The sequence below is a fragment of the Sulfitobacter sp. AS92 genome (assembly GCF_038900015.1).
Classification (GTDB): domain Bacteria; phylum Pseudomonadota; class Alphaproteobacteria; order Rhodobacterales; family Rhodobacteraceae; genus Sulfitobacter.
In genome coordinates, this window is sequence record NZ_JBBMQL010000002.1 from 242,372 (window position 1) to 255,237 (window position 12,866).

The following is a 12,866-nucleotide window of genomic DNA, read 5'->3' on the forward strand; positions in this document are numbered from 1 at the left end:
GGTCACGCGACATGGTGAGGCATATAAAACAGCCGGAGCCCCCGAATGATCCGCCGACTTTATGACTGGACGCTGGGCTTGGCCCAACATCGCCATGCCCTCTGGGCGCTTGCCGTTGTCGCTTTTGTTGAAAGCTCCTTCTTTCCCATCCCCCCTGATATCTTGATGATTCCGATGATCATCGCGCGGCCCAACCGCGCGTGGTTAATTGCCGGCGTGGCGCTGCTGGCGTCGGTTCTGGGCGGGCTTTTGGGCTATGCCATTGGCGCGCTGGCGTTCGAGAGCCTCGGACAGCCGATCCTTGCGAGCCTGGGCAAGGCAGACGCCATGGCGGAATTCTCGACCCGGTTCAACGACATGGGCTTCTGGGCCGTGCTGGTCGCGGGCGTCACGCCCTTCCCCTACAAGGTCATCACAATCATGTCGGGCTGGACGGGGATGCCGCTGGGCATCTTTATTATGACCTCGATCCTTGCCCGCGGGCTGCGGTTCTTTGTGGTGGCAGGGCTGCTGTGGCGCTTTGGCGCACCGATCCGGGATTTCATTGAACGCCGTTTGGGAATGATGTTCACATTGGCCATCGCCTTACTGATTGGCGGCTTTATGGTGGTAAAGGTTCTATGACTGGTAAGACTTTGACTTTGTTGGCAACGCTTGGCTCTGCTGCTCTGCTGCTTGGCGCATTTGGCTTTCAGCATTTGGGCGGCTACGCGCCCTGTCAGATGTGCCTTTGGCAACGCTGGCCCCATGCGGCGGCAGTGCTGATAGGCGCGATTCTGCTGTTTGGTGGCCCCCGCGTTTTAGCCTGGCTTGGTGCCTTGGCGGCGGCAGTGACAGGGTTGATCGGAGCGTATCACGCGGGCGTTGAATGGGGCTGGTGGCCGGGGCCGAGTTCCTGCACCGGTGGCGGCATGGACTTGGGCAGCCTCGATGGGGGGTCGCTTTTGTCGACCGACGGCCCCAGCGGCTTGGTTATGTGTGATGAAATCGTCTGGCAACTGCTTGGCTTGTCGATGGCCGGGTGGAATGCGATTTTTTCCTTTATCTTGGTCGGCCTGTGGGTCGCCGCTGCGCGCCGAACCGTGTAAACGGCAAGGCATTCGACAAACTGGACAGACGGACCTTCTGTTTGTCTAAATCACCATCATATTGAACAGTTTGACGTCTTGCTGTTAGACAGATGCGCGGATTATCTGGGTTCAAACACCAGAGGAGTCCTCCATGTCGAACCAACAGAACTGCATCTTACTGGGTGTCCCGCTGGACAGCGGCAAGCGCCGCCGTGGCTGTCTGATGGGGCCGGACGCCTACCGCACCGCAGGGCTTGAGCGCGCGCTGCGCGACCTTGGCCACAGCGTCACAGACTGGGGCAATGTCGCGCCTGCACCCTTCCACGCGCAGGAGCATGAAAAGCTGCACGCGCTGGAAGAGACCATCGCATGGACCGAGAGCCTCGCCGCTGCCGCCAATGCCGCGATGGACGACGGCTTGCCGATTTTCATGGGCGGCGATCATGCGCTGGCCCTTGGCACCGTGCTGGGTGCCATGCGCCACGCTGAAAGAGCAGGACGCCCGCTCTTCGTGCTGTGGCTTGATGCGCATACGGATTTTCACACGCCTCAGACCAGCGACAGCGGCAACTTGCACGGCACGCCCTTGGGCTATGTCACCGGGCGCGAAGGGTTTGACGGATTTCCGAAGATCGAAACACCCCTGCCCCATGATAATATCGCCATGATCGGCCTGCGCTCGGTCGACGCGCTTGAGCGGGCCGCCTTGCAGGACACCACTGTGACTTACGTCGACATGCGCGAGATCGACGAGAGCGGCATCGCCAAGCCGTTGCAGCGCTTCCTTGATAAAGTCGGAGCGGCGGGCGGGATGCTGCATGTGTCGCTGGATGTCGATTTTCTTGACCCCTCGGTAGCCCCTGCCGTGGGCACCACGGTGCCGGGCGGCGCGACGGTGCGCGAGGGCCATCTGGTGATGGAAATGCTGCATGACAGTGGCCTGATGACCTCGCTCGATCTTGTCGAGTTGAACCCGTTCCTCGACGAGCGTGGCCGCACTGCGCAACTGATGGTGGACCTCACCGCCTCGGCCTTTGGCCGCCGCGTGTTTGACCGCCCAACCCGTGCTTATTGATCATGCAGGCACAGGCACCGCGGGCGGTTGTGATGATCCGCCCACATCATTTCCGCTCCAACCCTGAGACACAGGCCGACAATGCCTTTCAACGCGCCAGCGTTGGGAATGTTGCCGAGGCCGCAAGGGCCGAGTTTGACCACGTCGTCACCGCGCTGCGCGGCGTCGGCATCACCGTGCACGATTTCGACGACACCGGCACCGAGACGCCCGACAGTGTATTTCCGAACAACTGGTTCTCAACCCATGCCGGCGGGCATGTCGCGGTCTATCCGATGTATGCCGCGAACCGCCGCCGAGAGCGCAGGTGGGATGTGATCGACCTGCTCAAGACCCGTTACAGGGTGCAGGACGTGATCGACTATTCCGGCCTTGAACATGACGATCTCGCGCTCGAAGGCACCGGAGCGATGGTGCTCGATCACATCGGGCGCGTTGCCTATGTGGCGCGCTCGCACCGCGCCGATCCAATTCTGCTGGAGCGGTTCTGCACCAACTTCAACTTTGAGCCGATTGCCTTTGATGCCCATGATGCCCAAGGCCGTCCGGTCTATCATACCAATGTTTTGATGGCCGTTGGGACCAAGGTAGCGCTGGTCGGGCTTGATCTGATCAGCGATTCCAAGCGCCGCGAGATGGTCCGAGACAGGCTCGCTGAAACCGGAAGAGATGTGATCGCGCTTACCGCGCATCAGATCGATGAGTTTGCCGGAAATGCCATTGAACTGGACGGTGACGACGGGCTGATCATGGCCATTTCTGCCCGCGCACTGGCCGCTCTAGACCCCGATCAGGTGGCAAGGATCGAGGCCCACGCCCGCATTCTGCCCCTGACCATTCCTACAATTGAGACCGCTGGCGGGTCTGTCCGGTGTATGATCGCCGGCCTGCACCTTGCCCGCCGCAATTAGAAAGACCTGACCCATGACCAATCTCAAACCCTCCGACAAGGCGCTGGTGCCTTTCGTTTCTGTCGACAAGATGATGAAGCTGATTCACCACATCGGCGTCGAAGACATGCTGCGCGGGCTGGCCGAGTATATCGAGGCCGACTTCAAACGCTGGGAGCTGTTCGACAAGACCCCGCGTGTGGCGAGCCATTCCGAGAAGGGCGTGATCGAATTGATGCCGACCTCGGACGGTGACGTTTATGGCTTTAAATACGTCAACGGCCACCCCGACAACACCAAGGACGGGTTTCAAACCGTGACTGCCTTTGGCCTTTTGGCCAACGTCGACAATGGCTATCCCGTGCTGCTCACCGAGATGACGATCCTCACGGCGCTGCGCACGGCAGCGACCTCCGCTGTGGTGGCCCGCCTGCTGGCACCCAAGGGCGCGCACGTCATGGCGATGATCGGCAATGGCGCACAGTCCGAGTTCCAGAGCCTTGCGATGAAGGCGATCTGCGGCGTGGATGAGGTGCGGCTCTATGATATCGACCGCGCGGCGACCGCGAAATGTGCGCGCAATCTGGCAGGCCACGGCATCAAGGTCGTGGAATGTGACACGGCGGAGGACGCGATCCTTGGCGCGCAGATCATCACCACCTGCACCGCAGACAAGCAATATGCCACGATCCTGACCGACAATATGGTCGGCTCTGGCGTGCATATCAACGCGATTGGCGGCGACTGCCCGGGCAAGACGGAGCTGGCCCCAGCGATCCTGCACCGCTCTGATATCTTTGTGGAGTTCCCTGAGCAGACGCGCATTGAAGGTGAAATTCAGCAGTTGGATGCAGATCACGAAGTCACCGAGATTTGGCAGGTGCTGACCGGCCAAGCCGAAGGCCGCCGCAGCGCGGAGCAGATCACGCTTTTCGACTCGGTTGGTTTCGCGATCGAGGATTTCTCGGCCCTGCGCTATGTCCGCGACCAGATCGCCGAGACGGGTCTGTTCCAGCCGCTTGACCTGCTGGCCGATCCCGATGATCCACGAGACCTATTCGGGATGCTGCAACGGGCGGGCTAAGCCCTTGGGCCACCGGCTAAGGTCGGTGGCCTTTACGCTTTGGTAACGTCATGGGCGTAGAGCCAATCAAACGCGCCCAACATCATACCAGGAGCGAGTTTGGAGGCGATGCGCAGCCCGCTGTGGGCCGCGAAACGGATCGGGCCGGGCTGCAGGTGGTAACGTGCGGCGTTGCCCTGTGATGTTTTCACAATGCGCCGGGCGCGGTCGATGCGGGCGGCCTGATAGGCGGCGAGTGCGGCGACGCGGGGTTGGCGGGTCAGGCAATCTGCCAAGACCCAAGCATCTTCCAGCGCCATATTCGCGCCCTGTGCCAGAAAGGGCAGCGTCGGATGGGCCGCATCGCCCAAAAGCGCCACGCCTTCTGCCTGCCAGTTGGCGGCGACGGGGTGGTGATGCAGCCCCCAAAGGGTCACCTCTTCTACAGCGTTGACCATCTGCGCGGCCTCACCACCGAACGCCGCAAAGGCGCGGCGCAGGTTTGCGGGATCGTCCTGATGTTGCCAGCCTTCCGCGGCCCAATCGCGGCGCTCTTCGACGGCGACGAGGTTTATCAGCCGCCCTTCTCGTAGCGGGTAGCTGACCAGATGCCGCCCCGGCCCCATGGTCACCCGCGCTTCTGGCCCATGATCCACATCATTGGGGATCAGCGCACGCCACGCCACCTGCCCTGAGAAGCTGGCCTTGTCCGCACCATTCAACTGCACGCGACCGACCGAGTGTATGCCATCGGCAGCCACGACCAACTCAGCCCGCCGTCGCCCACCGCGCGCCATCTGCACCTGCGGCAAGGCACCGGGGTGGATGGAGGCAACCTGTGCGTCGGTCTCGAAACTCACGTTGGCGCGCTGCGCGGCCTCGCGCAGCAGGTCGACCAGATCGGTACGATGGAGGAAATAATAGCGCTGATCATTTGGCAGACGGGTCAGATCAAGCCGCGCCACCTGCGTGCCCTTAGCATAGTCGCAAAGGCGAACCGCCTGCCCCCGTACGGCACCGCGGGCTTTCAACCCATGTTCCAACCCAAGCGCGCGCAACACGGCAAGGCCATTGGGGCTGATCTGCAGCCCCGCCCCGATATCGGAAAACCGCGCGGCCTGCTCCAACAAGGTGACGGCGACGCCCTTGCGCGCCAGTGCGGCGGCCAAGGCCAGCCCGCCGATCCCGCCGCCCACGACAATCGCATTGGAAGGTTTCATGCCAGCCCCAGATCACGCGCGCCAGACTGAGCTGGCTCCGCGCCCCAATCACAAACGCCGAAGCATGAGCCCCGGCGTGTGATGTTTCAGGTAATGTCAGTCGTCGCGGTGGACTTTCTCGCGTCGCTCGTGACGCTCTTGCGCCTCAAGTGTCATGGTCGCGATAGGCCGTGCGTCCAACCGTTTGAGCGAGATCGGATCGCCGGTTTTCATGCAGTAACCGAACTCCCCCTCATCGATCCGGCGCAGCGCGGCGTCGATTTTTCCGACCAGTTTGCGCGCCCGGTCACGGGTCCGCAATTCCAACGCGCGGTCGGTCTCTTCCGAGGCGCGGTCGGTCACATCCGGAATGTTCCGGGTGCCGTCTTGCAAAGCTTCGATGGTGTCACGGCTGCCTGCCAACAGTTCCGATTTCCAGTTGATCAGCTTGCGACGAAAGTACTCAAGCTGACGGTCATTCATGAATGGCTCGTCCTCAGCCGGACTGTAATCGTCCGGCAGGAAAACTTCCTGCTTCATTTTTTTATCCCCGGCGGTTTTCAACTCAGACATTAAAAAGCCTGTCTCCCGACATCTTCCCTGCCGCAGCGTCTATCTGAGCGGGTAACAATTGTCACTACACAATCCCTTTGATTTTTGGTTAAAGGCCAAGGATCAAGCGCCCGTCACACGAGGTTGAAAACAAGATGAAATTTCAAGGCACCAAAGACTACGTCGCCACCGATGACCTGAAAATTGCCGTGAACGCGGCAGTTACCTTGGAGCGGCCGCTTCTTGTGAAAGGCGAGCCGGGTACTGGCAAAACCGAATTGGCACGGCAGGTCAGCGACGCTTTGGGCCTGCGCATGATCGAATGGAATATCAAATCGACGACGCGCGCACAGCAGGGGCTTTATGAATACGACGCTGTGAGCCGCCTGCGCGACAGCCAACTGGGCGATGAGCGCGTTCATGACGTCAAGAACTACATCCGCAAGGGCAAGCTTTGGCAGGCGTTTGATGCCGATGAAAAGGTCGTGCTGCTGATCGACGAGATCGACAAGGCCGATATCGAATTCCCCAACGACCTGTTGCAGGAACTCGATAAGATGGAGTTCTTTGTCTATGAGACGGGCGAGACGATCCGCGCGCGCCAACGGCCCATCGTGATCATCACCTCCAACAATGAAAAAGAACTGCCCGACGCTTTCCTGCGCCGCTGTTTCTTTCACTACATCCGATTCCCCGAAATGGAGACGCTGAAACAGATCGTCGAAGTGCACCATCCCGGCATTAAACAGCAGCTTTTGACGACCGCGCTCACGCAGTTTTACGAAATTCGCGAACAGCAGGGTCTAAAGAAAAAACCCTCGACATCTGAAGTGCTGGACTGGCTGAAGCTGCTGCTGGCCGAGGACATGGAGGCCGAGGATTTGGCCAAGGATGGCCCCAACGCCCTGCCCAAACTGCACGGGGCGCTGCTGAAGAATGAGCAGGACGTGCACCTGTTTGAACGGCTGGCCTTTATGGCGCGGCGCCAGCGGTAGGGCGGCAACACCTAGACGACTTTACATCAAAAGCGGGTATTTTCCTCGCTTTTGATTTTTTGCCTGCCTAGGCTGAGGTCAATCACGGGCACGAAGACCCGGGTTTAAGCGACCGATGGGGCAGGCAAATGCAAGGACAGACCGCGGCGGCGCCGTACGCAGTTTCTGATAGATCACTCGGAACGTGGCAGCACAAAGGCCCAAGCGCATGAGGCGCGGGGTGAAGGCACGGTTGATCCTGCCGCTGATGATGTTGCTGAACGCCTGCGTGCCCGCCTCCCATTCCGAGGTGGCGACCCGCGCGGTGATCGCCGACAGCACCCTGCCCCCGATGAAGCAATTCTCCCAAGCCCGGCCCGCGACGCCGCATGTGTCGAATGCATCTCTGGCCGAAGATTTCCTTGATCTGTCCTTCCGCATGGAAAGTGGCCGCGCCCTGCCCGTTCTGACCCGCTTTGAAGGGCCGGTCACCCTGCGCGTTCTGGGGCAACCGCCTGCGACGATGGGACCAGATCTTGCGCGTTTGCTCGCCCGTCTGCGGCGCGAAGCCGGGATTGAACTGCGCGAGGTCACGGGCGACAGCGCAAACATCACCATTCAAGCGGTAAGCCGCAGCCAGATCCGGCGGCTTTTGCCGCAGGCGGCCTGTTTCGTGGTCCCGAATGTCAGCACGCTTGAGGAGTATCGCCGCACAAGGCGCTCCGCCGCCACCGATTGGACGCGCCTGACCGAACGGCGCAAGCTGGCGATTTTCCTGCCTAATGACGTGAGCCCGCAAGAAAGCCGCGACTGCCTGCACGAAGAACTGGCACAAGCGCTCGGGCCGCTGAACGATCTCTACCGGCTGCCGGATTCGGTTTTCAACGACGACAACGTGCATACGGTGCTGACCGGTTTCGACATGCTGGTGCTGCGTATCTACTATGACCCGGCGCTGCACTCTGGCATGCGCCGGGAAGAGGTGGCGGCACGGCTGCCGGGCATTTTGGCGCGGTTGAACCCCGGCGGCGGCACCGTCACCCCCCGCCCCGCGCGCGCCACGCCGCAGGTCTGGAGCCACGCCATCCAAACGGCCCTTGGCCGCGAAGTCAGCCGCAACGCGCGCATGTCTGCAGCCCAAGACGCCCTGCGCATCGCCCAAGCGCAGGGTTGGCAGGACAACCGCCACGCCTTTTCGCATTACGCTATGGGTCGTGTGACGCAGATGACCGATGCAGCCGCCGCGCAAGCGCATTACCAGACAGCCGACGCCCTCTATGCCCGCACCCCCGGCACCACGCTGCACCGCGCCTATGTCGCCACGCAGCGTGCGGGCTATGCGGTCACCACCGGCGACGGCGCAGGCGCACTTGCCCTGATTGAGCCGCATCTGCCGATTGCCGAAGCCAGCGAAAACGCCGCCCTTCTGGCCACGCTTTTGCTGCTCAAGGCCGAAGCGCTGGAGATCGAAGGCCGCGGCATTGAGGCGCGCCGCGTCAGGCTGGACAGCATCGGCTGGGCGCGATACGGCTTTGGCCCTGACTGGGCCGTGCGGGCCAAGCTGCGCGAGATCGCGAGCCTGAACCCGCGCAATGGATAGGCCCGCAACATAGACGGGCGATAGACAATGATAGCAATCGGATTGGCGATACTCGGCGCGATAATCGGCGGGCTGACCGCCCGCAAACGCGGCGGCAACCGCAAGGACATCGCACAATATGCAACCGGCTATGGCTTTGCCTTTTTGATCGTCGGCATGATCGCCACGGTTCTTTTGGACCGCGCGCTGAGCCTCTGATGTTTTTGCCGTTCTTCGATCAACTGCGCCGCCACGGTGTTCCGGTCTCGCTGCGCGAGTTTCTGGCCTTTCTCGAAGGCATGAAGGCAGGGCTGGCCACCTATGACGTTGAAGCGTTTTACTACCTCGCCCGCGTGTCGATGGTGAAGGACGAGCGCAACATCGACAAGTTCGACCGCGCCTTTGCCGCGGCCTTCAAGGGGTTAGAGAACATCAGCCTTGATGATGTGCTCGACGCCGTGGACCTGCCCGAAGACTGGCTGCGCAAGATGGCCGAGAAGCATCTTACGCCCGAGGAAAAGGCCGAGATCGAAGCCATGGGCGGTTTCGACAAGCTGATGGAAACGCTGAAAAAGCGGCTTGAGGAACAAAAGGGCCGGCATCAGGGCGGCTCCAAATGGGTTGGCACGGCGGGCACCTCGCCTTTCGGGGCATACGGCTACAACCCCGAAGGCGTGCGGATCGGCCAGAAGGAAAGCCGCCACCAACGCGCGGTCAAGGTCTGGGACAAGCGTGAGTTCCGTAATCTCGATGACAACGTCGAGATTGGCACGCGCAACATCAAACTGGCGCTGAAACGCCTGCGTCGGTGGGCGCGGGACGGCGCGGCAGAAGAGTTCGACCTGAACGGCACCATCCGCGCCACGGCGGAACACGGCTATCTTGATGTGAAAACCCGGCCTGAGCGGCGCAATGCCGTCAAAGTGCTGCTGTTTCTCGACATCGGCGGCTCAATGGACCCGCATGTAAAGGTGGTCGAGGAGTTGTTCAGCGCCGCGCGGGGCGAGTTCAAACATCTTGAGCATTTCTACTTTCACAACTGCCTTTACGAAGGCGTCTGGCGCGACAACCGCCGCCGCTGGGATGCGCAGATCCCCACCCATGAGGTGCTACGAACCTATGGGTCTGATTACAAATGCATTTTTGTCGGTGACGCGTCGATGTCGCCCTATGAGATCGCCTATCCCGGCGGCGCGAATGAGCATTGGAACGCGGAGTCGGGTGCCACATGGCTCGCCCGCGTGCGAGATCACTGGCCAAACCATCTGTGGATCAACCCGGTGCCGGAACGACAGTGGGGCTACACCCAGTCGATCGCGATGATCCAAGAGATTTTCGGCCCCGAGGCCATGGTGCCGATGACCCTCGAAGGGCTAAGCCGGGGCATCAAAACGATGACGCGATCTTGATCGACTGGCCTTGAAACCTTTTGATCGCGCGCCAGTTGAGGGGACGAACGCAAGCTCACTGAAAGGACATTCAAATGGCTTCGATCGTGAAAACCGGCAGTGCAAAATGGGAAGGCTCGCTCAAAAAGGGCAACGGCCACGTCTCCACCGAAAGCGGTGTATTGTCTGACCAACCCTACGGCTTCAACACCCGTTTTGAAGGCAAAAAGGGCACCAACCCCGAAGAGCTGATTGGCGCGGCCCATGCGTCTTGCTTTTCGATGGCGCTGTCGATGATCCTTGGTGAAAGCGATTTAACGCCTGACAGCATCGAGACAAAAGCAGAGGTGCATCTGGAGCAGAAGGACGGTGGTTTCCACGTCCCCAAAGTGCATCTGACCGTTGAGGCCAAAATCCCCGGCGCGAGCCAAGAGGACTTTGACAAGGCCGCCAAGACCGCCAAAGAAAACTGCCCGATCTCCAAGCTGCTGAACGCTGAGATTACGATGGACGCCAAACTCGTCTAATCGCTGCAGATAGCACCGGGGCGCAGGCGTTGGCCGCTTGCCCCCGGCCCCCCCGCTCCCCATATTGAGCGCATGATCCGCATTATCCCCATTCTTCTCGCAATCCTCTATGCGCTGGCGATGTACCGCTTTTCCGCTTGGCGCACGGCGCGGGAGTTGGATGCGAAATCGACACCGTTGGTGGACCCCAAACTCAATAACATGAGCGCGAAGATGGCCAAGGCGCTCGACCTGCCGCGCATCAAGGTGCATCTTTATGAGATCGAGCCAGTCAATGGATTGGCCGCGCCCGACGGGCGGATTTTCATCACGCGGGGATTTTATAACAAGTTCAGGCAAGGTATTGTAACGGCTGAAGAATTGGCCAGTGTGATCGCGCATGAGTTGGGCCATGTCGCCCTCGGCCATTCGCGGCGGCGGATGATTGATTTCTCCGGCCAGAACGCCCTGCGCACGGCGCTGGCCATGGTGCTGGGACGGCTCATTCCTGGCATTGGTGTGCTGATCGCCAGCGGGCTGACCAGCCTGCTCGCGGCGCGGCTGTCGCGCAATGACGAATATGAGGCCGATGCCTATGCCGCGGCGCTGCTGACCAAGGCAGGTATCGGGATCGGCCCACAGATTTCCCTGTTTGAGAAGCTAGACGCGCTGAGCCAATCGGGGGGCAACCGTCCGCCTGCTTGGCTGCTCAGCCACCCCAAAACCGAAGAACGCATCGAAAAGCTGCGCCAGATGCAGCTGCGGTGGGGTGGGTAAGAGTTAGCCCAGAGCCTTTGCCAGACGCGGCAGACGGGCCTTTTTAAGCAAGGCGCGCATCTGCCAGTCTTCACCCGACAGACGCCGCGCCTCTTGCAAGACCGCTTCGGCCACGGGGGCGACCAATTCCGGGGTCGCTTGCCAAATGCCATGCAGATAGCTGTCAGGATCGGCGCGGCTCAGCCCCTCTTCGGCGAGGATCTGGCGTGGGAAGTCTTTGTTATTCAGCGTCAAGATTATATCAGCGCTGCTGGCCACGGCGACGGCCAGCACGTGAATGTCATCCGCGTCTGGCAGCCACAGCCGTGCTTGCAACCCGGGGGCCGCGTCGCGCTCGGCCCCCGACCAGTTGCCGCGCAGCAACGCAATCTCAGCCCGCGCCTGAGCTTCACCCGTCGGGCCAAGCTTGATCGCCGCGCGGGCCCATTCTTCCAAGATACGCGCGGACCAGATCGGCTCAAACGCGCCCCCACGCGCCACACCAAGCACCATCTCGCGCATCACCGTTGGGTAAAGCACGCAGGTGTCGATCAGAACGCGGGGGCGCGTCACCATTACAGGCGGAAGAACAGCGACTTCAGATATCCGCTTTCCGCAAGCTGCGGCAGCTGCGGGTGGTCCGCTCCGGCGAAACCGGTGTGCAGCAGCATCGCACGGCGCCCGGCCCGACCAATGCCGCGCACAGAGGCGGTGCGGAATTGGCCAAGGTCAGCGGCATGCGAGCAGGAACAAAGCCCCAGAACGCCGTTTTCGGCCACCAATTGTGCCGAAAGACGCGCAACACGCTCATAGGCGCGCAGACCCGCCTCGACCGCTTGGCGCGAGGGGGCAAAGGCAGGCGGGTCACAGATCACCACGTCAAAGGTCTCGCCCTCATCGCGCAGGGCGGTAAGCACGTCGAAGGCATCGCCTTGGCGGGTGGCAAAGCGGTCTTGCATGTTCATCGCGGCTGCACCGGCTTCGGCCAGTTCCAACGCAGGCGCGGAGCCGTCGACGGCCAGCGCCGAAGAGGCGCCGTTTGCGAGGGCGGCGAGCGAGAAGCCGCCAACATGGGCAAAGACATCCAGCACCCGTGCGCCGTTGCGCGCGAGGTTGGCGGCAAAGGCATGGTTGGGACGCTGGTCATAGAACAGGCCGGTCTTTTGGCCACCGGTGAGGTCGGCCATATAAGTGGCGCCGTTCATCGGTACGGGAAGCGGGCCTTCGGGGGTGGTGCCAGCCACGGTGGCCGAGACATCGTCCAGCCCTTCGAGCTTGCGGGTCCGGCCTGCGGCGTTTTTCAGCACATTGGTCACGCCGGTCACCGATTGCAGGGCGGCCACTAAAGACGTCAGCAGCGTATCGGCCCAAGCGGCGTTGGGCTGGATCACACAGGTGTCGCCGAAACGGTCGATGATGACGCCGGGCAGACCATCGGCCTCGGCATGGATCAGGCGGTAGTAGGGCTGATCGTAAAGCTGGCTGCGCAGGGCAAGCGCGCGGGCGATGCGGGTCTCGAACCACGCTTGGTCGATCTCGGCTTCCGGGTCTTGGTCAAGCATCCGGGCGATGATCTTGGAGTTCGGATTGACCGCAACCAGCCCCATGGGCGTGCGGTTTTCGTCCTCAAGCCGCGCCAGCGTGCCGGGGGCAAGGCCCCGCGTGCGGCGGTCGGTGACCAGTTCATTAGCATAGACCCAAGGAAAGCCGTGGCGGATGGCGCGGGCGTTGGCCTTGGGCAAAAGGCGCACCACGGGAAGTGTGGCGGGCTGCGGAGCGGAGGGGGTTTGGGGCGTTGTCATAGCGCCCCTCGT

The 12,866-nt window shown here is 61.5% G+C and carries 15 protein-coding genes; 11 read left to right on the forward strand and 4 right to left on the reverse strand.

All coding sequences use genetic code 11. From position 1 onward, the window contains the following. The first annotated feature begins 45 nt into the window (after positions 1–45). The 5 genes from WNY61_RS04340 to WNY61_RS04360 all read left to right on the forward strand — a co-directional run bounded on the left by WNY61_RS04340 (position 46) and on the right by WNY61_RS04360 (position 4,119). A complete protein-coding gene (locus WNY61_RS04340) occupies positions 46–624 on the forward strand; it encodes a YqaA family protein (protein WP_342850233.1) in 579 nt (192 codons plus the stop codon). Beyond that, a complete protein-coding gene (locus WNY61_RS04345) occupies positions 621–1,088 on the forward strand; it encodes a disulfide bond formation protein B (RefSeq protein WP_342850234.1) in 468 nt (155 codons plus the stop codon). The genes WNY61_RS04340 and WNY61_RS04345 overlap by 4 nt, the downstream gene beginning before the upstream one ends. Positions 1,089–1,221: 133 nt before the next feature. After that, a complete protein-coding gene (gene rocF, locus WNY61_RS04350) occupies positions 1,222–2,145 on the forward strand; it encodes an arginase (protein WP_342850235.1) in 924 nt (307 codons plus the stop codon). Then, entirely contained in the window at positions 2,145–3,056 is a 912-nt protein-coding gene (locus tag WNY61_RS04355; RefSeq protein ID WP_342850574.1) for an arginine deiminase-related protein, read from the forward strand. The genes rocF and WNY61_RS04355 overlap by 1 nt, the downstream gene beginning before the upstream one ends. A 13-nt stretch (positions 3,057–3,069) precedes the next feature. After that, positions 3,070–4,119 (forward strand): ornithine cyclodeaminase, encoded by a 1,050-nt coding sequence (locus WNY61_RS04360; protein ID WP_342850236.1) that lies wholly within the window; start codon positions 3,070–3,072, stop codon positions 4,117–4,119. Between the two features lie 32 nt (positions 4,120–4,151). On the opposite strand, the gene WNY61_RS04365 is transcribed toward WNY61_RS04360, so the two are convergent. Then, a complete protein-coding gene (locus tag WNY61_RS04365) occupies positions 4,152–5,318 on the reverse strand; it encodes an FAD-dependent monooxygenase (protein WP_342850237.1) in 1,167 nt (388 codons plus the stop codon). A gap of 96 nt (positions 5,319–5,414) precedes the next feature. After that, positions 5,415–5,837: an RNA polymerase-binding protein DksA gene (gene dksA, locus WNY61_RS04370; protein WP_093927218.1), complete on the reverse strand. Its 423-nt coding sequence runs from the start codon at positions 5,835–5,837 to the stop codon at positions 5,415–5,417. A gap of 167 nt (positions 5,838–6,004) precedes the next feature. Between dksA and WNY61_RS04375 the strand changes: the two genes are divergently transcribed. The 6 genes from WNY61_RS04375 to WNY61_RS04400 all read left to right on the forward strand — a co-directional run bounded on the left by WNY61_RS04375 (position 6,005) and on the right by WNY61_RS04400 (position 11,073). Next, the gene (locus WNY61_RS04375) at positions 6,005–6,844 is read left to right on the forward strand and encodes a MoxR family ATPase (RefSeq protein WP_007120356.1); all 840 of its coding nucleotides are present in this window, start codon (positions 6,005–6,007) and stop codon (positions 6,842–6,844) included. A 208-nt stretch (positions 6,845–7,052) separates the two neighbouring features. Next, positions 7,053–8,423: a DUF2927 domain-containing protein gene (locus WNY61_RS04380; RefSeq protein WP_342850239.1), complete on the forward strand. Its 1,371-nt coding sequence runs from the start codon at positions 7,053–7,055 to the stop codon at positions 8,421–8,423. Positions 8,424–8,450: 27 nt separating this feature from the next. Next, positions 8,451–8,621, forward strand: a complete 171-nt coding sequence (locus tag WNY61_RS04385) for a hypothetical protein (protein WP_007120354.1) — start codon at positions 8,451–8,453, stop codon at positions 8,619–8,621. Next, complete coding sequence (locus WNY61_RS04390; RefSeq protein ID WP_342850240.1) at positions 8,621–9,811, forward strand: VWA domain-containing protein; 1,191 nt, start codon at positions 8,621–8,623, stop codon at positions 9,809–9,811. The genes WNY61_RS04385 and WNY61_RS04390 overlap by 1 nt, the downstream gene beginning before the upstream one ends. Before the next feature lie 74 nt (positions 9,812–9,885). After that, positions 9,886–10,317, forward strand: a complete 432-nt coding sequence (locus WNY61_RS04395; RefSeq protein ID WP_342850241.1) for an OsmC family protein — start codon at positions 9,886–9,888, stop codon at positions 10,315–10,317. Between the two features lie 72 nt (positions 10,318–10,389). Then, positions 10,390–11,073, forward strand: a complete 684-nt coding sequence (locus WNY61_RS04400; RefSeq protein ID WP_342850242.1) for a M48 family metalloprotease — start codon at positions 10,390–10,392, stop codon at positions 11,071–11,073. A 3-nt stretch (positions 11,074–11,076) separates the two neighbouring features. Here WNY61_RS04400 and WNY61_RS04405 read toward each other — a convergent pair whose 3' ends face one another. Both WNY61_RS04405 and WNY61_RS04410 read right to left on the reverse strand, forming a co-directional pair. Continuing rightward, the gene (locus WNY61_RS04405) at positions 11,077–11,628 is read right to left on the reverse strand and encodes a PIN domain-containing protein (protein WP_342850243.1); all 552 of its coding nucleotides are present in this window, start codon (positions 11,626–11,628) and stop codon (positions 11,077–11,079) included. Then, on the reverse strand, positions 11,628–12,854 hold the full coding sequence (locus tag WNY61_RS04410; protein ID WP_342850244.1) for a class I SAM-dependent rRNA methyltransferase: 1,227 nt from the start codon (positions 12,852–12,854) through the stop codon (positions 11,628–11,630). Before WNY61_RS04410 ends, WNY61_RS04405 begins: the two co-directional genes overlap by 1 nt. Positions 12,855–12,866 lie beyond the last annotated feature (12 nt).

Excerpts from the sequence above, each read along its gene's own strand:
- WNY61_RS04400 (WP_342850242.1), top strand. The coding sequence starts at position 10,390 with ATGATCCGCATTATCCCCATTCTTCTCGCAATCCTCTATGCGCTGGCG.
- WNY61_RS04405 (WP_342850243.1), bottom strand. The coding sequence starts at position 11,628 with ATGGTGACGCGCCCCCGCGTTCTGATCGACACCTGCGTGCTTTACCCA.
- WNY61_RS04380 (WP_342850239.1), top strand. The coding sequence starts at position 7,053 with ATGAGGCGCGGGGTGAAGGCACGGTTGATCCTGCCGCTGATGATGTTG.
- WNY61_RS04385 (WP_007120354.1), top strand. The coding sequence starts at position 8,451 with ATGATAGCAATCGGATTGGCGATACTCGGCGCGATAATCGGCGGGCTG.
- WNY61_RS04395 (WP_342850241.1), top strand. The coding sequence starts at position 9,886 with ATGGCTTCGATCGTGAAAACCGGCAGTGCAAAATGGGAAGGCTCGCTC.
- WNY61_RS04360 (WP_342850236.1), top strand. The coding sequence starts at position 3,070 with ATGACCAATCTCAAACCCTCCGACAAGGCGCTGGTGCCTTTCGTTTCT.
- WNY61_RS04390 (WP_342850240.1), top strand. The coding sequence starts at position 8,621 with ATGTTTTTGCCGTTCTTCGATCAACTGCGCCGCCACGGTGTTCCGGTC.
- WNY61_RS04365 (WP_342850237.1), bottom strand. The coding sequence starts at position 5,318 with ATGAAACCTTCCAATGCGATTGTCGTGGGCGGCGGGATCGGCGGGCTG.
- rocF (WP_342850235.1), top strand. The coding sequence starts at position 1,222 with ATGTCGAACCAACAGAACTGCATCTTACTGGGTGTCCCGCTGGACAGC.
- WNY61_RS04375 (WP_007120356.1), top strand. The coding sequence starts at position 6,005 with ATGAAATTTCAAGGCACCAAAGACTACGTCGCCACCGATGACCTGAAA.
- dksA (WP_093927218.1), bottom strand. The coding sequence starts at position 5,837 with ATGAAGCAGGAAGTTTTCCTGCCGGACGATTACAGTCCGGCTGAGGAC.
- WNY61_RS04345 (WP_342850234.1), top strand. The coding sequence starts at position 621 with ATGACTGGTAAGACTTTGACTTTGTTGGCAACGCTTGGCTCTGCTGCT.
- WNY61_RS04410 (WP_342850244.1), bottom strand. The coding sequence starts at position 12,854 with ATGACAACGCCCCAAACCCCCTCCGCTCCGCAGCCCGCCACACTTCCC.
- WNY61_RS04340 (WP_342850233.1), top strand. The coding sequence starts at position 46 with ATGATCCGCCGACTTTATGACTGGACGCTGGGCTTGGCCCAACATCGC.